15 protein-coding genes are annotated in these 19205 nt (G+C 67.2%); 7 read left to right on the top strand and 8 right to left on the bottom strand.

The window, feature by feature from the left end:
- Window positions 1-24 precede the first annotated feature (24 nt).
- Entirely contained in the window at window positions 25-570 is a 546-nt protein-coding gene (locus tag C2862_RS12790; RefSeq protein ID WP_136220511.1) for a glutathione peroxidase, read from the bottom strand.
- Window positions 571-703: 133 nt separating this feature from the next.
- Between C2862_RS12790 and C2862_RS12795 the strand changes: the two genes are divergently transcribed.
- Both C2862_RS12795 and C2862_RS12800 read left to right on the top strand, forming a co-directional pair.
- Window positions 704-2494, top strand: a complete 1791-nt coding sequence (locus C2862_RS12795) for a DEAD/DEAH box helicase (RefSeq protein WP_136220512.1) — start codon at window positions 704-706, stop codon at window positions 2492-2494.
- A gap of 2 nt (window positions 2495-2496) precedes the next feature.
- The gene (locus tag C2862_RS12800; RefSeq protein ID WP_136220513.1) at window positions 2497-4446 is read left to right on the top strand and encodes a UvrD-helicase domain-containing protein; all 1950 of its coding nucleotides are present in this window, start codon (window positions 2497-2499) and stop codon (window positions 4444-4446) included.
- Here the strand turns inward: C2862_RS12800 and C2862_RS12805 are convergent, their stop codons facing one another.
- Window positions 4447-5466, bottom strand: a complete 1020-nt coding sequence (locus C2862_RS12805) for a lysozyme inhibitor LprI family protein (RefSeq protein ID WP_168710055.1) — start codon at window positions 5464-5466, stop codon at window positions 4447-4449.
- Window positions 5467-5949: 483 nt separating this feature from the next.
- Here C2862_RS12805 and C2862_RS12810 point away from each other — a divergent pair, with 483 nt between their 5' ends.
- On the top strand, window positions 5950-7122 hold the full coding sequence (locus C2862_RS12810) for an MFS transporter (RefSeq protein ID WP_373888257.1): 1173 nt from the start codon (window positions 5950-5952) through the stop codon (window positions 7120-7122).
- A 6-nt stretch (window positions 7123-7128) separates the two neighbouring features.
- Here C2862_RS12810 and C2862_RS12815 read toward each other — a convergent pair whose 3' ends face one another.
- Complete coding sequence (locus tag C2862_RS12815) at window positions 7129-7977, bottom strand: AraC family transcriptional regulator (RefSeq protein ID WP_168710056.1); 849 nt, start codon at window positions 7975-7977, stop codon at window positions 7129-7131.
- A 141-nt stretch (window positions 7978-8118) separates the two neighbouring features.
- Window positions 8119-9903, bottom strand: a complete 1785-nt coding sequence (locus tag C2862_RS12820; RefSeq protein WP_136220516.1) for a glycoside hydrolase family 2 protein — start codon at window positions 9901-9903, stop codon at window positions 8119-8121.
- Between the two features lie 154 nt (window positions 9904-10057).
- Here C2862_RS12820 and C2862_RS25720 point away from each other — a divergent pair, with 154 nt between their 5' ends.
- The 3 genes from C2862_RS25720 to C2862_RS25730 are packed head-to-tail and all read left to right on the top strand — an operon-like array spanning window position 10058 to window position 12752.
- On the top strand, window positions 10058-10687 hold the full coding sequence (locus C2862_RS25720; RefSeq protein ID WP_136220517.1) for a DUF4254 domain-containing protein: 630 nt from the start codon (window positions 10058-10060) through the stop codon (window positions 10685-10687).
- A complete protein-coding gene (locus C2862_RS25725; RefSeq protein ID WP_136220518.1) occupies window positions 10684-11502 on the top strand; it encodes a glycosyltransferase family A protein in 819 nt (272 codons plus the stop codon). The genes C2862_RS25720 and C2862_RS25725 overlap by 4 nt, the downstream gene beginning before the upstream one ends.
- A complete protein-coding gene (locus C2862_RS25730; protein WP_229467409.1) occupies window positions 11499-12752 on the top strand; it encodes a glycosyltransferase family 9 protein in 1254 nt (417 codons plus the stop codon). Before C2862_RS25725 ends, C2862_RS25730 begins: the two co-directional genes overlap by 4 nt.
- A 170-nt stretch (window positions 12753-12922) precedes the next feature.
- Here the strand turns inward: C2862_RS25730 and C2862_RS12840 are convergent, their stop codons facing one another.
- Genes C2862_RS12840 through C2862_RS12850 form a run of 3 tightly spaced genes read right to left on the bottom strand, consistent with a single transcriptional unit; the run spans window position 12923 to window position 17070 of the window.
- Complete coding sequence (locus tag C2862_RS12840) at window positions 12923-13975, bottom strand: glycosyltransferase family 9 protein (protein WP_136220519.1); 1053 nt, start codon at window positions 13973-13975, stop codon at window positions 12923-12925.
- A gap of 60 nt (window positions 13976-14035) precedes the next feature.
- Complete coding sequence (locus C2862_RS12845; RefSeq protein ID WP_136220520.1) at window positions 14036-15394, bottom strand: N,N-dimethylformamidase beta subunit family domain-containing protein; 1359 nt, start codon at window positions 15392-15394, stop codon at window positions 14036-14038.
- A complete protein-coding gene (locus C2862_RS12850; protein WP_136220521.1) occupies window positions 15391-17070 on the bottom strand; it encodes a carbamoyltransferase C-terminal domain-containing protein in 1680 nt (559 codons plus the stop codon). The genes C2862_RS12845 and C2862_RS12850 overlap by 4 nt, the downstream gene beginning before the upstream one ends.
- A gap of 267 nt (window positions 17071-17337) precedes the next feature.
- Here C2862_RS12850 and nudC point away from each other — a divergent pair, with 267 nt between their 5' ends.
- Window positions 17338-18156, top strand: coding sequence for an NAD(+) diphosphatase (gene nudC / locus C2862_RS12855; protein ID WP_136220522.1), 819 nt, complete (start codon window positions 17338-17340; stop codon window positions 18154-18156).
- Here the strand turns inward: nudC and C2862_RS12860 are convergent.
- Complete coding sequence (locus C2862_RS12860; RefSeq protein ID WP_210735970.1) at window positions 18153-19064, bottom strand: hypothetical protein; 912 nt, start codon at window positions 19062-19064, stop codon at window positions 18153-18155. The two genes, nudC and C2862_RS12860, sit on opposite strands and share 4 nt — an antisense overlap.
- Window positions 19065-19205: the final 141 nt, after the last annotated feature.

The raw sequence follows: 19205 nt of genomic DNA on the forward strand, positions 1-19205 counted from the left end.
CGCCACACCCCCTGCCCGGCGGATTTAGCCCAGCGCCGCTTCGATCGCCGCGACCAGTGCCGGGTCGTCCGGCTTCACGTCCGGTGCGAAACGGGCGATCACGGCACCGTCGCGGCCGACCAGGAATTTCTCGAAATTCCACATCACGTCGGAGGGGTTCTTCGGGCTCAGGCCGTGCTGGGCCAGCTTGTCGCCGAAGGTGCTGCCTTCGGCCTGGCGTGCCTGCGGCTGGGCCTGGATGAGTTCGCGGTACAGCGGGTGGCGCGCCTCGCGGTTGACCTCGACCTTTTCGAACATCGGGAAGCGCACGCCGTAGTTGCGCTGGCAAAAATCGGCAATCTCCGCCTCGCTGCCCGGTTCCTGGGCGCCGAAGTCGTTGCAGGGGAAGCCCAGCACCACCAGGCCGCGTTCCTCATACTTCTCGAACAGTTTTTCCAGGCCGGCGTATTGGGGCGTCAGGCCGCACTGGGAGGCGACGTTCACGATCAGCATCACCTTGCCGCTGTATTCGGCAAGCGTGGCGTCCTGGCCTTCGAGGCGGTGCAGCGGGATATCGAACAGCGTGCTCATGTGTTCAGTCCTCAGGGTTGCGGAATCGCTATCCTACTCCGTGCCGCAGGAGCATGCTGGCAACACCCGAATTCGGCCATGCTTGACGATGACGTGGCACACGTCTTATAAGCCATGCTGTGAAAGGAGCCCCATGACGCAGGATGCCAGCAAGACCATCGCCGACGCCGCTACCGAACGGCGGCGGGCGCGCCTGCTCGACGGCTTGCGCGAGTTCGTCGCGCGCGAACGCGAGGCGGCGCAGCAGCAGCTTTCCGATATCTGGCGCCAGCCGCTGCCGGACCGGCTGGCCAAGGGTCTGAGCCAGCGCTTCCTGCGTCTGGAGGCCGGCCCGGAAAAATCGACGGTGTGGGCCTATGTCGACGGCGGTGAATCGCGCTTTCGCGAGGGCGACCTGCTCTGCCTGCACGGCGGCTCGCCCTTGAGCTCGATGCTGGCGCGCGAGGCGGCCTTCGAGGAAGAAGACGAAGGCCGCTGGCTGCTGCGCCTGAAGCATGCGCAGGCCGTGCTGAAGGAGGTGGGGGAGACGCCCTGCTACGCCGATCCCGACGACTTCGACCTCAGCCCGTTCTACAAGGACGTGCTCGACGACATCGGCCAGACCGTGCCTCCCTCGCGCGCCCATCGCTGCCTGATGCCGCTGCTGGAGGGACGCATCAGCAATGCATTCGATCCGCGCGATTTCGAGGAGGCGGAAAGCATCGCCTTGCGCGAAGGCCTGAACGCGGCCCAGGCCGAGGCGGTCGGTAAAATCCTCGCGGCCGAGCAGGTGGCCTGCATCCAGGGGCCGCCCGGCACCGGCAAGACGCGCGTGCTGGCGCTGGCCGTGCGCCTGCTGGCCGAGCGCGGCGAACGGGTGCTGGTCACCTCGCACACCCACATGGCGATCAACAATGCCTTGAACAAGATCGCGGCCCAGGGCGTGCGCGCCGCCAAGATCGGGCGCCTGACCCAGATGGATGGCCTCGACCGCGGCGTGACCCTCGCAGACAGCTATGCCGACTGGCACGGCCGCCCGCAGGATGGCGGCTATGCGATCGGCGCCACGCCCTTCGCCACCTGTACCAGCCGGCTGGAGAACTGCGAGTTCGATACCGTCGTCTTCGACGAGGCGAGCCAGGTGACGCTGCCGCTGGCCCTGATGGCGATGCGGCGCGGCGCGCGCTTCGTGTTCATCGGCGACCAGAAGCAGCTGCCGCCGGTCCTGCTGGCGCATTCGATCCTGGACGAGGCGCCGAATTCGATCTTTGCCAAGCTGACCCTGCACAACGCCGACAGCGTCATGCTGACCGATACCTACCGCCTGAACCGCGAACTGGCCGCCTGGCCGAGCAAGGCGTTCTACGGAAACCGCCTGCGCGCGGCCGGGCCGAACCGCGAACGCACGCTGGCCTTGCGCCCGCGCGAGGATGGCGACCCGTTCGACGCGGTGCTGCGCGATCCGGCCAGCCTGGTGTTCATCCCGACGCTGGACGAGAGCGCGCGCAGCCGCAACCATGAGGATGCGCAGCTGGTGGCGAACCTGTGCGCGGCCGCGCTCGAGGGCGGGCTGAAGCCGCACGACATCGGCATCGTCACGCCGTTTCGCGCCCATGGCCGCGCGCTGAGGACTGCCCTGGCCGACCGGCTCGGCTGGCACACGGCGCGCGCCATCGTCGCCGACACGGTCGAACGCATGCAGGGACAAGAACGCGAGCTGGTCATTCTCTCCTTGGCCGCGGGCGATCTGCGCTTCCTGGCGGCGGTCGCCGAATTCTTCTTTCAGCCGGAGCGGCTGAACGTGTCGGTCACGCGGGCGATGACGAAGCTGGTCATCGTCGGTCCCGAGCTGCCGCCCGAATTCCGCGCGCATGACGAGCGCCTGGCGCACAACCTGGCCCTGTACCGCAGCCTCCTGGCAGCGGCGCGCCGCATCGAGTTCTGACCATGGCGCTGTTCATTCCCGAGTGGACCCGCGCCAGCGGTCGCCAGCTGCAAGTGAAGCGTGTGCTGAACGGGCTCGATGAGGCGACGGTCGTGCGCAAGCCCCTGCGCGAGGAGGCGGCGGCGCCCGAGCTCTTCATCGAACACGAGCAACGCGGCTGGCTGGCGCTGGCCGTGGTCGACACGCCCTTCGATGGACTCGACGCGCGCCAGCTGTTCGCCGTCGAGACGCGGACCGCCTTCGACGCCCAGGTACAAGCCTGGCGCGCCGCCTTGCCCGAGACGCTGCCCTTGCTGCTGGTACTGTGGGCCTGCAGCGAGGACGAAGTGAGCGTACTGGCCGGCCAGGTCGACGCGAAGAACCTGCGCCTGCTCTCGCGCGAGCGCTATCTGGAACGCGGCGCAGCCGGATTGGCGGCACTACAGCGACCACTGGAACCGGCCGAAGAAGACGCGCTGCGCACACGCTTCTTTCCCGAGTCAGGCCTGCCGCTTCTTCCGGTAGCGCGTCGTCGCTTCCAGCGAAACAATCAGGCTGTTTTAGGCGGATTGTTCCTCGATTCGCAACAAGAGTGGGCCAGTAAACTCGACCTCGATTTGCCCGACGAGCAGGTGCACACGGCGACCGACCTGGCGGTGCGCCTGGTGAACGGCGTCGCCGGCAGCGGCAAGACCTTGATTGCGCTCAGCCGCGCCCTGCTGCTGGCCGAGATGCATCCGCGCGAGCGCGTGCTGATCCTGATTCACAACACGCCGATCGTGGCCGATATCCGCGAGCGCTTGCACCGCGCCCGCGGCAGCTTGCCGGATAATCTGGAGATCACGACCTATTCGGCCTGGATCCACCGCCAGTGGCGCCGGCTGTTCGGCCCATCCCTGGCGATGCCGGCCGATCCGCAATACGTGCCGAACCTGGTGCGCGCCTTGCGCACAAGCTGGCCGGACCTGAAGCTGCAGGAAAGCCAGCTGATCGAGGAATTCGATTTTCTGAACGAGATGCTGGTCGCGAGCGAGGCGGAATACATGGACACCAGCCGCGCCGGCCGCGGCTTTTCGTTGCGGGCGAAAGAGCGGCGCGAAGTCTGGCGCCTGTTCGAAGCTGTCACGGAGGCGCTGCAAGCCGCTGGCCTGCGCCTGTGGAGCGCGGTCACCTTCGAGGTCTGCCGCGCACCAGGCCACGGTGCGCTCGAGCGCTACGAACACATCCTGATCGACGAGGCCCAGTTCTTTGCGCCGTCCTGGTTTCATACCGTGAAACTGGCCTTGAAACCGCAGGGGCGCCTGTTCCTGTGCGCCGATCCGAACCAGGGGTTCATGAAGAGCCGCCTCAGCTGGCGCAACGCCGGGCTGGACGTGGCGGGGCGTACCAAGAAGCTGCTGCGCTCCTACCGCACCACGCAAGCGATCCTGCACAGCGCCGGCACTTTATTGGCGCGCGCGGTGCAGGCCGATCCCGAGGATTACCTGGAGCCGGATTTCACCGGCATGGAAGAGGGCGCGGCGCCAATTTTGATCCGGGTCGACAAGCCGCAGGACGCGGTCGACCGCGCCGTCAACGAAATCGTCGAACTGGTGCAGACGCGCGGCCTGCCCTTGTCCGCCTTCCTCGTTATCTATGGCAGCGACACGCCGAAGCAGCTGCTCTACCGCAGACTGTGCGCGGCGCTCGGCGTCAAGCGGGTCTGGTGGCTGAACAAGGATAAAAAGCAGCCGCCGGATGGCTACGGTCCCGATTACCTGCGCCTGGCGAACCTGGAAACGGCGACCGGCCTGGAAGGCGGCGCCGTGTTCCTGCTGGGGGTAGAAGGCCTGCTGAACGTGGAAGAAGGCGATGCGCGCGAGGCCGATGCCCGCAAACTCTACATGGCGATGACGCGCGCCAGCCACCGCCTGGTGATGCTGAGTACGGAAGCGCTGCCGCCGGATGCGCTGCCCCTGTTCCGCGCCGGGTGATCAGCGTCCCGCCGCGGCGTTGTCGAGTTCCGTCAGCTGTTTTAATCGGCGCGCGGTGAGCTGCGCGCGCCAGGCGGAGCCGGGCACCTGGGGATGGCGGATCGAACCAAATAATTCCATCGCATCGCGGTAGGCCAGCCAGGCGCGCTGGGTCTTTTCCACTCCCGTCTTGCGGATGGTGCCGAGGTAAGAGCTGCTGGCCGGGCGGTTCAACATGAACTGGCGGTACACCGTGTTCATCTTCTCCTCCAGGCTGGCGAATTCGTTTTCCGTGAAGCGCGGCGCCTTGCCCGCTTCGGCATCCATCACGTCGAAGGCGAACTGGTCGAGCTCGGCTGCCTGGACGTCGAGCTGCAGCGAGCGGGTGGCGCTGCTGCCGGCATCGGTCTCGTAGTCGACCCGGTGCTGGGCAAAATAGTGAACGGCTTTGCTGGCCATCTCCAGGCCCAGCTGTTCCTTGCCGTTCCAGCCGCGCATCAAGGCCGCCAGCTGGCTGCTCCTCGACCTGTCGCGCTGGCGCTCGCGCATGGCCGCGCACTGGCCGCGCATGTCGGTGCTGGCGTCGTCGCAGACGTCGATCGCTTCCCGGTCCTCGCCGCCGGCGCGCCGCCGCAGGTGCTGGACCCGGCTTTTCATTTCGTCGACCGGACTCTGGATGCTGCAGGCGTGCTTTAACGCCAGGTCGAACTGCGGCGTCATCCCGGCGCCGTTCGCATACAGCATCATCAACACGCCATGCGCATCGGTGCGCGCCGCGCAGGCGTGCACGCGCTGCCAGTCGGCCTTGCTCGCATCCGGCTGGTTCAGGGTGTCGTAGTAGAGGCCGGCGGCGTCGCAGCGGCCCTTGCCGGCGTCGAGCAGCGGGCGCTGCGGTTTGTGCTGTTTGACGCGCAGGCATTGGCGATACCAGTCGGTGCCGCGCAGGACTTCGGGCGGCGCGCCGTACACATTCGGGTAAGGCGCTGCATGGACGCTGCCAAGCAGGCTTGCCAGCAAGAGAGGCCAATACGCACGGAACATCGGAATCTCCTCAAAAAGTTTCCTATCGGAAGCTTTAACGCTACCCCGGGCAGGTGCAGGCGATGGTGAGGTGGCGCAATTTTTACGATCTGCCGCGCTGTCGAATTGCTCGCCGGATGAGCGCATGACCAAGACGATTTACATTCCGTAACCGAAATTTCATTAATGTGATGCAAGTCCGTAAACGGCCTGTGCAGCTCTGCCAACTACTTGAAACTTCGACTGTGAACATGACGCAACGCGCATAAATTTTTTCCGCGTGGAAAAGGAAAACTGCGTTTCCCTTGCGTAGAATTGCCACCCATCACTTCTTGACGCCAGCCAATACGGTTGGCGTTTGGTTTTTTAGACCCCTGTTAGCAGTCAGTTACGAACGGCAGAGCAGTCAATAAACAAAGCCGGACGACAGCTGAAATCGACGAGTGGAGCCTCTTCGACCAGCGCGCTGCAAACAGACAAACGCACATTTTTGATTCAGAAATAATGCACACCACCGCTTCCGCTGTATCCCCGGTTTCTTCGTCGCGCAGCTCGGTTTTCGCTCAAGCGCAACAATATGCCCTGCCTGTCATCTTCGCCCTGTTCGGCGTGATCATGGGTTCCTGGGCCGGCCGTATCCCGGCCCTGGCCGAACGTGTGCACGTGTCGCACTCGGCCCTGTCGATGGTGCTGCTGTGCGGCGGCGTCGGCGCTTTGCTGTCCTTCCCGGTCTCGTCCTTCCTGATGGGCCGCTTCGGCGCGCGTAAGTCGCTGCTGATCGCCGGCATGGCCCTGCTGTGCGTGCTGGTCTCGATCGGCATGGCCCCGACCGTGCCGCGCCTGATGCTGGCCGTGCTGATGCTCGGCATCACCGCCTCGACCTATGACGTCGCCATGAACGCCGCCGCTTCCAAGCGCGAAAAGCAGACGGGTAAATCGGAAATGTCGATGCTGCACGGCCTGGCCTGCGGCGGCGGTCTCGCCGGCGCCACCCTGGGCAGCCTGATGGCCGGCCTCAAGATCGCTCCGGCTACCCACTTCATGATGGTCGCCATTCCGCTGGCCGCCGCCCTGTACGGCGCTTACCAGATGCTGGACATCGAAGACAGCGCCGAAGTCGTCGAAAAGAAGAAGTTCGCGCTGCCGCGCGGTCCGATGGTGTTGCTGGGCCTGCTGGGCTTCCTGGGTTCGATGTCGGAAGGCAGCATCGCCGACTGGAGCGGCGTGTTCCTGAAAGAGCACTTCAATGTCGGCGACGGCATGGCGCCCCTGGGCCTGACCTGCTTCTCGGCCATGATGCTGATCTCGCGCCTGGTCGGCGACAAGCTGAAGACGAAATATGGCGCCCAGCGCCTGATCACCAGCGGCGCCATGCTGTCCGCCGCCGGCCTGTTCTTCGCCGTCCTGTCGCCGAACGCCTACTTCGCCCTGGGCGGTTTCGCGATCGCCGGCCTTGGCCTGTCGCTGCTGTTCCCGTTCGTGTTCAGCGCCGCCGGCGCCCAGGGACCGGTGGCCCTGGCCGGTGTCGCCAGCATGGCCTACAGCGGCACCCTGATGGGTCCGCCGGTGATCGGCGCCATCGCCCACCACGTCGGCATGCAAATGGCGATCGGTTATGTCGGCGTGCTGTCGCTGGTCATCGCCTTCGTTGCGACCCGCACCCGCCTGCTCAAGTAATTTTCTTCAGTGCCCTGCGCCGGCCTGGATGGCCGGCGCGACATCCTTCAGCCACTGCCGTGGCGACACCCCGACCAGTGAAGTAAACGCCCGTGTGAACGCGGGCGCGCTGGTGTAGCCGGCCTGGCTGCTGACCACCTTCACCGGCATTCCCTTCCTCAGTAAATCCTGCGCTACGCCGATGCGCCAGCGCGTCAGGTATTCCCCCGGCGGCATGCCGACCACATTCCGGAAATGTTCGGTAAAGCGCGCACGCGACATGCAGGCTTCGCGCGCCAGCGATTCCAGTTGCCAGGGTTCGTGCGGACGCGCGTGGATCGCGCCCAGCGCCGGCGCCAGCTGGCGGTCGGCCAGGCCGGCCAGCAGTCCTACCGACAGGGTGCCGGTTTCGAACTCGTGGCGCAGCACCTGGATCATCAGCACGTCGCACAGGCGATCGAGGATCACGTCGCGGCCCTGCGCCCTGGCGGCCGCTTCCGCGAACAGCAGTTCGAGCGTATGCGTGAGCGCCGGCATGTCCGCCAGCGGCAGGTACAGGCAGGTAGGCAGGGCGCGGGCCAGCGGATTGGCGCCGCCGTCTTCGAAGCAGATATGGGCGCACAGCAGGGTGGCGCTGGCGCCTTCGGGGATTTCCAGCGTATGGGCCGTGCCGCGCGGGTAGAACACCATGGCCGGCTGGTTGACACGCAGCGGCTCCTCCCCTTCATGACGGAAGATCACCGGACCGCTGCGCACCAGGTGCAATTGTCCTGCCGCCTTGTCTTCGGCAAAGGTGTTCGAATCGCAGAACACCCCATTGAAGAACACGCGTGCACGAAACGAATAGCGGCCGACCAGCGACGAAATCTTATCCATAAGCTCCATTTTTGAGGATTGGCAGCTTATTTTGGACGATTTGGTAATAATCCGGAAGATAATTGATGAAATTGTCGGGTCAGGTTCGAGACAGTAACAATGCGGCGGGCGAGCCAAGCCCGCCGCATGACCCGCGTTTGTTCAGGCATTCGGCCAGAGGGTACGGTGCAGGTCGGCGACCTGTTCCGGAGGCAGGCGCGGCACCCGATCGGTCGTGAGCAAGCCGTTCTGCTCATGCTCGACGTCCGTGAGCTGGGTGTAGCACAGCCCGGCAAGGAAGGGCAGCGACGCGAGACCTTCCATCAGGGTGCGATATCGCTGCGCCAGTTCATCCTCGTTACGCACGTTACCGTAGTGGTCGTACAGGCGGTCGCGCCGCCGCTCGGGGTTCTCGGGCGCCAGCAGGTAGCCGCCGACTTCGGAAAACACGATCGGCTGGCCGCGGTACTGGGCCCCTTGCAGGAACAGCTCCTTGCCCTTGTGCCAGCCGGTATCCGGCGGCAGGCCGGAAAGGCGCGTGGCGGCATAGCGTTCCAGCAGCGCCTCGACCGGATGCGAGTAGTCATGGATGGTGCAGACGTCGGTCACGTCCGTGTGCTGCCAGCCGTCGTTGTCGATGACGGGACGGGTGGCGTCGACCAGGCGCGTGCGCGCCACCATCCGTTCCAGGAAATCGTGCTGGTGCGGATGGCGCACCAGTTCCGGAAAACCGAAGCTTTCCACCACCGGCACCCAGGCCACGATCGAGGGGTGGTTCGCGTCGCGCATCACGGCGCGCAGCCACTCGATCTCGAGCCGCTCTTCCGACTCCTCGGACCACGAGCGCGCGTTCGGCATCTCTTCCCAGACCATCAGGCCGAGCCGGTCGCACCAGTACAGCCAGCGCTCGTGCTCGATCTTCTGGTGCTTGCGCACGCCGTTGAAGCCGAAGCGCTTGGCCCACAGGACATCCTCGCGCAGCGCCTCGTCGTTCGGTGCCGCCAGCAGGGTGTCGGGCCAGTAGCCCTGGTCGAGCGCCATCAGCAGAAAAATGCGTTCGCCGTTCAGGTGGAACCAGCCTTCCTTCAGCTCGATCGAGCGCAGGCCGACATACGATTCGACGCTGTCGACGACTTCTCCGCGGCGCAGCAGGCGCACCCGCAATCCGTACAGGTGCGGATCCTTCGGCGACCACGGGCGTGGCGCGGGCACTTGCGTGCGCAGTTCCAGGCAGGCGCTGCTGCTGGAGGTGCGTGCGCGCGCGCAGACCAGTCCGGACTCGAGATCCTCGAGCACCTCGAGCTCGGCTTCCCAGTCGCCCGAGGGGCCGTGCAGGTGCACGTTCAGCGCCAGGCTGCCGTCCGGGCGGCACTCGGTCACGCGCAGGTGATCGATGCGCAGGGCCGGGACCGGCTCCAGCCAGACGTTCTGCCAGATCCCGCTGGTGCAGTAGTAATAGATCCGCACCGGGGTGCCGGACGAGGACTGCTTGCCGCGCGGCTGATACGGGTCCTGGCGGTCCTCGACGCGCACCGTGATCCGGTTCGGACCGGGCCGCAGGTAGGGCGCGATGTCGAAGGAGAAGGGCACGTGGCCGCCGCGGTTGCGGCCGGCCACGCGGCCGTTGACCCAGACGTCGGCGCGGTAGTCGACGGCGCCGAAGTGAAGCAGCAGGGCGCCGCTGTCCCAGCCTTCGGGTACGTCGAAGCTGCGGCTGTACCACATGACTTCGTGGATCTCGCGGCTGCCGATGCCGGACGTGGTGGATTGGTAGGGGAAGGGGACCAGGATCCGCTGGGGCAGTTCGCGGCCGTCGAACCAGCGCTCGGACAGGCCGGCGTTGGCATCGTCGAAGGCGAACTCCCACCAGCCGTCGAGGCTGGCCCAGGCTTGGCGCACCATCTGCGGACGCGGATAGGGCGCGCTCGGGGTGTCAAAGCTGCGCATGATTGTGGTGGAGAGAGGTGGGGGGAGGGACTGCGATATTTTTGCGCTTTCATAAAGTGTACACCTGAACCCCACCGAACTTTCAAGCCCCTATCTGCCTCCAAACATGAGCTGAAAAACGGCATACCGATGAGCTGGAAAGGCGGAGGCGGCGATGGCACATGCACTTGATTCAAGCGCGATCACCCAGTATCACGACGCAGTTGTGCGCCTGGCGCAGGACCAGAGCGACCATCCGGGCAGCGGTCCCGGCGCCTGGTTTGCGATCGCGGCAAACCACCGATTTAATTGTTTGCTGTGGCGAGAAGAAGACAAAGCGCGCCGCCAGGACGTACCGGCCGCCGACATCGCCGCCGGCAAGCGCCGCATCGACGCCTACAACCAGCAGCGCAACGACGCCGTGGAGGCCATCGACGAAGCGATCCTCGCCAGCCTGGCCGGCGTCGATCCAGGCCCGGACGCGCGCCTGTCGAGCGAGACGGCCGGCGCCATGATCGACCGGCTCTCGATCCTGGCCCTCAAGGTCCACCACATGCGCGCCCAGACCGAGCGCAGCGATGCGGGTATCAGCCACATCGAGGCCTGCGCCGCGCGACTGCAGCGCCTGGTCGCCCAGCGCGCCGACCTGTGCGGCTGCCTCGACCGCCTGCTGCGCGAAGCACGCGAGGGCCGCGCCTACTTCAAGGTCTATCGCCAGTTCAAGATGTACAACGACCCGGCCCTGAACCCGTATTTGTACGGGCAGGCGCGCACGGCGGATGCGGCGGGCCAGGGCGCGCCATGACGGCCATCGTCGACGTCCTGGTGCCGACCTGCGATCGCCCGGCGGCGCTGGCCGTCACGCTCACGGCGCTGGCGGCGCAGACCGGGCCGCCGCTGCGTATTGTCGTCTCCGACCAGTCCGAACGCCTGGCCGGCGCCCTTGCCCCGGAAGTGCTGGCGGTGCTGCGCTACCTGCGGGCGCGCGGCATCGAGGCCGAGGTGCGCCAGCACCTGCCGCGGCGCGGCATGGCGGAACAGCGCGCCTTCCTGCTGAGCTTGGCGACGGCGCCGTATTGCCTCTACCTCGATGACGACGTGATCCTCGAACCCGGCCTGCTCGCGCGCCTGCATGCGGCGCTCGTCGCGCAGGGCTGCGGCTTTGTCGGCAGCGCGGTGCACGGACTCAGCCACCTGGGGCAGAAGCGGCCGGCGCAGGAGCGGATCGAGTTCTGGGACGGCCTCGTGCAGCCGGAAACCGTGCGCCCCGGCAGCGCGGCCTGGCAACGCCACCACCTGCACAGCGCGGCCAATCTGTTCCACGTGCAGTCGCGCGCACAGGACAGGGCCGACCGCCTGTACCGGGTGGCCTGGATCGGCGGCTGCGTGCTGTTCGATACGCATAAACTGCGCGCTTGCGGCGGCTTCGATTTCTGGCGCGACCTGCCGCCCGAACACTGCGGCGAAGATGTGCTGGCCCAGCTGCGCGTGATGGAGCGTTACGGCGGCTGTGGATTGCTGCCGTCCGGCGCGTACCACATGGAGTTGCCGACCACGGTGACGGCGCGCGAGGTCGATGCGCCGTATGTGCTGTCCGGCGCCGCGCCGGGCGTGCAATGACGGCGGCGGCTGATGGGGCGTGTGCGACAGGCCGGCTGGCGGACGTGCGCAAGATCGCGGTCCTGCGTCCGAATGCCGTGGGCGACTTCGTGTTTGCGCTACCGGCGCTGCACGCCCTGAAACAGGCGTATCCGGAGGCCGAACTGGTATTGCTCGGCTTGCCCTGGCATGCCGGCTTCCTGCAGGGCCGGCCGGGGCCGGTCGACCGGGTCATCGTCGTGCCGCCGCTGGCCGGCATCGGCCTGGCGCCGGATGCCGACGATGCCGCGGCGCGCCGGCCTTTTCTCGCAGCGATGCAGGCGGAAGGATTCGATATCGCCTGCCAGATGTACGGCGGCGGACGCTATTCGAATCCCCTGGTCGCCTCGTTCGGCGCGCGCCTGACGGTGGGCGCGCGTGCCGCCGGGGCGCCGCCGCTGGACCGCTGGCTGCCTTATGTGGAACCGGCGAACCGGAGACTGGCCCTGCTCGAGATCACGGCGCTGGTAGGCGCGGCGCAGGTCAGCCTGGCAGTGGAGCTGGCCGTCACGCAGGCGGATCGGCAGGCGGCCGCGGCCGTGTTGGCGCGGGCGGAGCGCGCAGCAGCGCGCAAGGCGGAACTGGCGCATGGGAAGACGGAATTGTCGTCGGGGCTGATCCCGGCGACTGGCGCGAGCGCGCAGCGGGCGCTTGCTTCGGGTGCGACGGCCGCCTCTGCCGTCGCGGCATCCGGCCCGCCCCTGGTGCTGCTGCAGCCCGGGTCGAGCGACCCGCGCCGCTGCTGGCCGGCTGCCTCCTTCGCCGCCGTCGGCAATGCGCTTGCCGCCATGGGCGCGCGTATCGGGGTGAACGGCACGGCCGACGAAGCGCCGTTGGTGCGGCGCGTGCTGCGCGCCCTGCACGCACCGGCGATCGACCTGTCCGGCAAGCTCGACCTGGGCGGCCTGTGTGGCCTGATCGAGCGCGCGGCCTGTGTCGTCTCGAACGACACCGGACCCCTGCACCTGGCGCTGGCACTCGGGACACCCTGTGTCGGCATCTTCTGGTTGACCAACCTGGTCGACGGCGCGCCCCTGCGGCCCTCGCTGCTGCGCGCTGCTTTATCGCTGCGCCAGGACTGTCCCGTCTGCGGCCTGCCGAACTTGCGCCAGCGCTGCAGCCACGAGGTCAGTTTCGTGGCCGACGTGCCGGTCGAGCAGGTGGTGCACATGGCGCAGGAGGTGCTGGAGGGACGTAATAGGGTGGTCGGCTCCACCGACATGTTTGAATAACGGTAGAGCGCGCGCCGCCCACGCGTTCACGCGACTCGAGCGTACCGCGTGATCGTGCCGACGTGCGTTGAACGCGTGGACGGCGCAGTTGGCGCGAATAACCCAGGCGCTCAGGAGGAGCCGTCCACCCTACATCTGGACGCCCGCATGGACGCGCCCGATGTACCTTGCTACCAGTACGGCCACATCCCCGCTCGCCGCTGCCGGTTCGGATCGATGCCGGCCAGCAGCGCGCGGGCGTGCTGGAGCACGGCGGCCGAACGCTGGGCGTCGGGGTCCCAGATGCAGCGGTGGCGGTCGCGGTCGAGCGGAGCCCAGCGGGCGATATCGGCCTTGCTGAAGATGACGACGCTTTTCAGGCGCAGGCCGGCGGCGATGTGCGAGACGCCGGTGTCGTTGCAGACCAGCAGGCGGGCATTCTTCATCAGCGCCGCCATGGCGCCGATCGAAATCGGTGCGGCGGCATTGATGGCGCGCGCCTGCATGTGGCGCGCAACTTCTCGGGTCAGGTCGGCCTCCTCGGCCGAGCCGGTGAGCACGACGCCGACGCCGAATTCGGCGGCCAGGCGGTCGGCCACTTCGGCGAAGCGGTGCGGCGGCCAGCATTTGTCGCGCTTGCGCGCTCCCGGGTGCACGCAGATGTAGTTGCCGGGAACGAGGCCGCTGGCGATGCCGCTGGCCTCGAGCTCCTGCCGGTCTTCCGGCGCGACAGGGAATTCGAGGTGGTCGCCGGCCGCGCTGGCGCCGAGCCGCTCGACCAGGTGCAGCAAACGGTCCGGTTCGGCGCCCACTTCCGGATACGGGAACAGGACCGTGTGCTCGGTCGCGACCGGGGCGCCGCTGCAGTAGCCGGCCATCGCCTGGGCGCCGAAACCGGCCACGATCTCGTTGGTCACGGTGCCGTTGCCGTGCAATTGCAGGGCCAGCGTGAAGCGTCGTTCGCACAGGCCGGCATAGAAGGGCGTCAGCTCTTCGTGGCGCGGCACCTGTTCCGGCAGCAACGGATGGCCGGGGAAGGCGACGAAGTCGTCGATATAGTGGGGGAAACGGCGCGCGAACTGGCGCGCCCAGGGCAGGCCGACCAGCGTGATGTGCGCTGTCGGCAGGGAAGCGCGCAGGGCGCGCAGGGCCGGCACGGCGCACAGCATGTCGCCCAGGTGCAGCGCGCGGAACACGACGACGGATGCGATATCGAGCCGGTGAAAAAGCGGACGCCGGGACACTGTTTCCTCCGTTGGTAAAGACAGGCAAAGAGTCGGGCAGCAGGTGACAGGCGGGACGGGTCAGTGCAACAGCAGCCGGTCGAGTACATTGCGGGTGATGCGTTCGACCTTGCGGTCGCGCCCGTCGGCCAGGACTTGCGCCCAGTCGGTGGTGCCGGCCGAGAACACGGTGCCGCCGCGTTCGAACAGGCCGAGGGTGGCCGCGTGGACGCCTTCGCCGGCGGCGTGGCGTTCGCGCGGCGGCAGTTCCTGCCAGCGCCGGTCGAGCGGGCAGGCGGCCAGCAGCTGGTAGCCGTCCGGCGTGCCGCCTTCGTCGGCCCAGGCCGACAGCGTGGCCTTGCCGCTTGCGCGGTCGAAGGTGTCGAGCGGCGCGCCGTCGCATTCGTAGCCGACCAGCGGCGGCCAGGTGTCCCTGCCGAAGGCTTCGCCCCGCTGCAGCGCGGTGCCGGCGAAGATCCAGTGCTCCGGTTTTTGGACGATGAAGCCGCTCGTGGCACGCGCGCCGTCCCACCAGCCGCCGCCGTGGCGGTAGCTGACGCCGCCCATGCGGTCTTCGGGCCGTCCGGCGCCGCTGGCGGGCCACCAGTGATCAAAGGCGCCGCGCGGGCCGCCCTGGTGGCAGACCAGCGCGCGGCCGCCGTCGACCAGGTGCACGCGCCACCAGCACAGGTTGGCGGCAAACCAGGCCACGTTGCCGCCCGAGGCGATGAAATCTTCGACCGCGTCGCGCGTGGCTTCGGTCCAGTATTCGTCGTGTCCCGCCGCCACCAGCAGCCGGTAGCGCAGCGCCAGCTCAGGGTCGGCGTGGATGTCGAGGTCGGTGCAGAACTCGGGCGTATAACCCTGGCGTGCCAGCCAGCGGATGAAACGCGCGTCCCAGTGGGCGAAGGTCTGGCGTTGCGAGGCGCAATCGTAGTGGTCGGGCGCGCCCCAGGTCCGGCCGCCGATGCCGCCACCGGGCCGTTGCAGGGAAACGCGCGCACCCGGTGGATCGAGCGAGCGCGGCGGATTGGCGTAGTAGCAGCCGCCGCCGCTGAAGTTGTAGGCCTGATAGGTGGCCAGCGGCAGTTTATACAGCATGCCGCCGCGGCGCTGGCCGCGTACGACGAACAGGGCGGCGGCGCTCTCGAGCGCGAGCGACAGCGGCAGCCTGGCGCCGGCTTCCTCGAGATGGGCGATGTAGACCCCGGAGGACCAGTGCGCCGGCACCGGGAATTCATAGGCCGGCCAGCCCCAGTCCTCGCCGGCACCGCGTGCGTGGGCGCGTTCGCCGGGCTGCCAGGACGAGCTGTACAAGGCTTCGAAGCCGTCGCGCCAGCGGTAGAAATGCACGCGAAAGCGGCGGCTGTCGGTGGCCACGTGCAGCACGAGGCGCTCGCCGGGCAAGACGCTGGCGCGGGCGGGATAGGCGCGGATCATTCCGGCAGCTCCGGTTCGATGCGCTTGCGCACCAGGTAGGGCGGCATTGCCAGTGCGTGCAGCGGCATGCGCCGGAACGAGGCGACGGCCTGGGCCGGCGTTTCGACGATCGGCTCGTCCTTGCCATTGAAGGAGGTGTTGAGCAGCACCGGCACCCCGGTGCGCGCATGAAAGCCCAGCAGCAAGGCGCGTAGCAGCGGGTCGCCGTCGGGCGGCACGGTCTGCAGGCGCGCGGTGCCGTCCACGTGCGTGATGGCCGGCACCGTGCTGGCGCGCTCCGGCCGCACCGGCGCGGCGAACTGCATGAAGGGGGACGGTCCCGGCACGTCGAAATAGGCGTCCGCATGTTCTTCCAGCACCACCGGCGCGAGCGGCCGGAACCATTCGCGCTGCTTGACCCGCGCATTGATCCAGTCACGAATGAAACCGCGGCGCGGGTCGCCCAGGATGCTGCGGTGGCCGAGCGCGCGCGGACCGAATTCGCTGCGTCCCTGGAACAGGGCGACGACCTTTTGCGCGCACAGCAGGTCGAGCACGCGTGCGCACAGGGCGTCGCGCCCGGACAGGCGTTCGACGATCAGGTCGGGCACGTCGGCGAGGGCGGCGTCGATGTCGGCGCGCTGCGGTTCCGGGCCAAGGTAGTCGTCGCGCCAGCGGTAGTCGCAGGATGTATTTGCCAGTTCGACCAGGCCGTACACGGCGCAGCCGAGCGCGGTGCCGGCGTCGCTCGGGGCCGGCGGAATGAAGACGCGCCGGAACGGCGTTTCGCGCAGCAGGCGTTCGTTGGCCGAACAGTTCAGGGCGGTGCCGCCGGCGAAGCACAGGTTCTCCAGACCGGTTTCAAGATGCAGGCGCCATGCCAGCGCCAGCAGCGCATCCTCGAAGGCGCGCTGGCCGGCCGCGGCCAAATTGGCGCACTCGGAGAATTTCACGCCGGGCGCGCCGTAGCGGAAACGTCCGCGCTGGCCCAGCAGCGTGCGCCAGGGCGCGGGGATCGTGACCTGGAAACCGTCGACCTCGAGCGGCGGCAGGTTCAGGGCCTGGGCATTGCCGTGCGGCGCCAGTCCCATCGCCTTGCCCTCGTTGCCTTCGCCGGGAAACAGGGCCTGGGTCAGCAGGAAATAAAACATGCCGAGGCCGACCAGGCGGGCGTCGTCGCGGTCCCACAATTGCTTGGCGATGCAGGCGACGCGCTCGCGGTCGGCCGTATAGAAGGACGAGACTTCGCGCCAGTCGCCGGCCACCCTGCCGCTGCCGGGCCAGGCCTCGGTGAAGTCGCTGGCGGCGCTGCCCTGGCCGTCGACCACCATCACGGCCGCCTCGCGAAACGGAGAGGGATGAAACACGCTGTACAGGTGGGCAAGATGGTGCGAGACGCGCAGGCGCCGGCAGTCTGGAGACAGGGTCAGCGTGGCGGCCAGTTCCTCCTCGTAGGCGGGTAGCGCGTCGATCTCGGCATCCGAGGAAAAACACTCGACCAGCACGTCGATCGGCCGCTCGAGTCCGGGCAGCTGCGCCCGGTAATGCTGGCGCAGGTCGCCGGGCTTGCCCCAGTGGTGCTTGTGGCGGGTCAGCCGTTCCTTCTGGATCGCCCACTGCAGGTGCGAACCGTGCAGCAGGCAGATGCTCGCATCCTGGGTACGGTTAATGCCGAGCACGACGGGTACATCGTTCATCGTCTTCTCCTGTTCTGTGCCAGCCATGGAGCGATCCGGTCCATCTTTGAGCAGGATGAGCTGCCCGAAGTTCGCTCGTTTACGCGTGGCTGATGCAGGTCGGAGGAAACCGGGAAAACGGAAACTTGGCGCGCCGGATGTGGTCTCAGGGAGAGTGGCAAGTTCAACAGAAGGAAAGGCGACAACGCGACCAAACGATGGATGCGGCGCCGGGCGCGGCGGCGGCAGCCGGGGTATGATGGCCCACCCATTTCACTCCGAACGACGATGCTGAAAACGCCCCCGAGCTTCACGCCGCTGATGGCGCCGCAAGACCATCCCGACCCGATCACCTTCCTCTTCCACGGCGGCCGCCTGCTGGTACGCGAGCTCGATCTCGCCTTGCCCGAGGCGGGCGTGCTCAAGGAGCTCGGGCTCGACCCGGCCAATGTGCAGCCGGTTGGCCTGCTGGGCGAGCGCTATTGCCAGGCCGGCTGGCTGGAGCACGAGGAAGTGCCGCAGGGCTATGCGTGGCGCAGCCTGCGTTCGCTGTTCGCAGACTTCGACGAGGAACTGCTGGGTCTGGCCGGACGGGCGGCGCAGATCGCGGAATGGGCGCGTACCCACCGCTTCTGCGGCGCCTGCGCCCATCCGATGGCGCGCGTGGCGCACGAGCGCAGTTTCAAGTGCGGCCATTGCGGCCACCTGGCTTACCCGCGCATTTCGCCGGCGATGATGGTCCTGATCCGCAAGGGAGATGCCGTGCTGCTGGCGATGCACGTGGCCTCACCCGCGAAACGTTTTACGCCCTTGGCCGGTTTCCTGGAAGCGGGCGAGTCGATCGAGGAAGCGATCCACCGCGAGGTGTACGAGGAAGTCGGGCTGCAGGTAACGAACCTGCGCTACTTCGCCAGCCAGTCCTGGCCCTTCCCGCATTCGCTGATGATCGCTTTCACGGCCGATTATGCGGGCGGCGAGATCCGCGTCGACCCGACCGAGATTGCCGAAGCAAGGTGGTTTGGACCGGATGACGAATGGCCGGAGCGCGTGCCGCACATTTCGGTGTCGAGCGTGCTCGTGGACGCGCACCGGCCGCCGGGCCCTTAAGCCTGGTTTGGCAAGGCAGGAGTAGTACGTACTTCAATTGCCGCCGGCGCAACCGTTGTCGTTGCCGCGACCTGCACCTGCACGCCGTCGTCGGGACGGGTGCCGGTGCTGCGCAACTGCACCGCACGCTGCAGCAGGTCGAACCAGAACGGGGCCCCGAACAGGGTCGTCGAGGCGGTCACGATCCAGCCGGCCACCTGCAGCGCGAACGCGGTATCGAGCACCGGCGGAAAACTCGTCCAGCCGATCGGCAGCGCCCACAGCTGGCGCAGGGTCTCGGCGTCGAGCGCGCTTGGCGCCGCCGTGATGTGGGCGGCCAGCTGCGGCTGCTGCCACAGGGTGCGGAACAGGGCAATGCTGTCGATGTTGAACAGGATCGCCAGCAGCAGCGAGATCAGGAAGGAAATCAGCAACTGGCGCCGTTTATAGCTGCCCGACAGGCGCTGCATCGCATTGTCGAACCAGCCCGCCACCAGCAATTGAAAACGCTCGAGGTCGCCGCCGGCACGGGCATACAGCCCCTGCAGCGCGCGCCGCACCTGCGGATCGGAGACGGCGTCGATATCGGCGCCCAGCCGTGCGAAGTTGCCCGGCACGTGCTGGATGCTGTCGATCAGCGCGATCGCGAAATATCCCGGTTCGATGTAGGATGGCCGGCTGGCGAGCGCCCGTTCGTCGACCGCCTTGCCGTCGCTGTGCGGATTGACCAGCGGATGCGCGTAAACCATCTGCGCCAGCGCGGTAAAGCGCGGGTCGTTGAGCATGCTTTTGATGCCGGCCAGGAGCGTGTTGGCGCGCAGCCGGAAGGCCGCCGCCAATGCTTCCTGCACGGTGGCCACGATCAGTGCCACCGTTCCATAACAAAACGTCAAACCGATTGCCAGTTCCAGTACCGAGCTTCCGAACATAGGCCGCCTCCGTTGTAGATAAAGTACCAATCCACGCTAGCGCATCCCTACAACGGATGAGTCTGGTTTGCTCAAGAAAAGAGCAGCTCCCGGCCGTCTTCGTCCGTTTTCTATATACTGGCGGCAATCGTATTTTTAGGG

Origin of the sequence: Massilia sp. Mn16-1_5 (assembly GCF_004798585.1) — a bacterium.
In the GTDB taxonomy this organism is placed as follows: domain Bacteria; phylum Pseudomonadota; class Gammaproteobacteria; order Burkholderiales; family Burkholderiaceae_D; genus Telluria.

Bases quoted from the DNA above. Each gene is read 5' to 3' on its own strand.
- C2862_RS12805 (WP_168710055.1), bottom strand. From the start codon at position 5,466: ATGTTCCGTGCGTATTGGCCTCTCTTGCTGGCAAGCCTGCTTGGCAGC.
- C2862_RS12845 (WP_136220520.1), bottom strand. From the start codon at position 15,394: ATGATCCGCGCCTATCCCGCCCGCGCCAGCGTCTTGCCCGGCGAGCGC.
- C2862_RS12850 (WP_136220521.1), bottom strand. From the start codon at position 17,070: ATGAACGATGTACCCGTCGTGCTCGGCATTAACCGTACCCAGGATGCG.
- C2862_RS12820 (WP_136220516.1), bottom strand. From the start codon at position 9,903: ATGCGCAGCTTTGACACCCCGAGCGCGCCCTATCCGCGTCCGCAGATG.
- nudC (WP_136220522.1), top strand. From the start codon at position 17,338: ATGCTGAAAACGCCCCCGAGCTTCACGCCGCTGATGGCGCCGCAAGAC.
- C2862_RS12800 (WP_136220513.1), top strand. From the start codon at position 2,497: ATGGCGCTGTTCATTCCCGAGTGGACCCGCGCCAGCGGTCGCCAGCTG.
- C2862_RS25720 (WP_136220517.1), top strand. From the start codon at position 10,058: ATGGCACATGCACTTGATTCAAGCGCGATCACCCAGTATCACGACGCA.
- C2862_RS25725 (WP_136220518.1), top strand. From the start codon at position 10,684: ATGACGGCCATCGTCGACGTCCTGGTGCCGACCTGCGATCGCCCGGCG.
- C2862_RS12810 (WP_373888257.1), top strand. From the start codon at position 5,950: ATGCACACCACCGCTTCCGCTGTATCCCCGGTTTCTTCGTCGCGCAGC.
- C2862_RS12790 (WP_136220511.1), bottom strand. From the start codon at position 570: ATGAGCACGCTGTTCGATATCCCGCTGCACCGCCTCGAAGGCCAGGAC.
- C2862_RS12795 (WP_136220512.1), top strand. From the start codon at position 704: ATGACGCAGGATGCCAGCAAGACCATCGCCGACGCCGCTACCGAACGG.
- C2862_RS12860 (WP_210735970.1), bottom strand. From the start codon at position 19,064: ATGTTCGGAAGCTCGGTACTGGAACTGGCAATCGGTTTGACGTTTTGT.
- C2862_RS25730 (WP_229467409.1), top strand. From the start codon at position 11,499: ATGACGGCGGCGGCTGATGGGGCGTGTGCGACAGGCCGGCTGGCGGAC.
- C2862_RS12815 (WP_168710056.1), bottom strand. From the start codon at position 7,977: ATGGATAAGATTTCGTCGCTGGTCGGCCGCTATTCGTTTCGTGCACGC.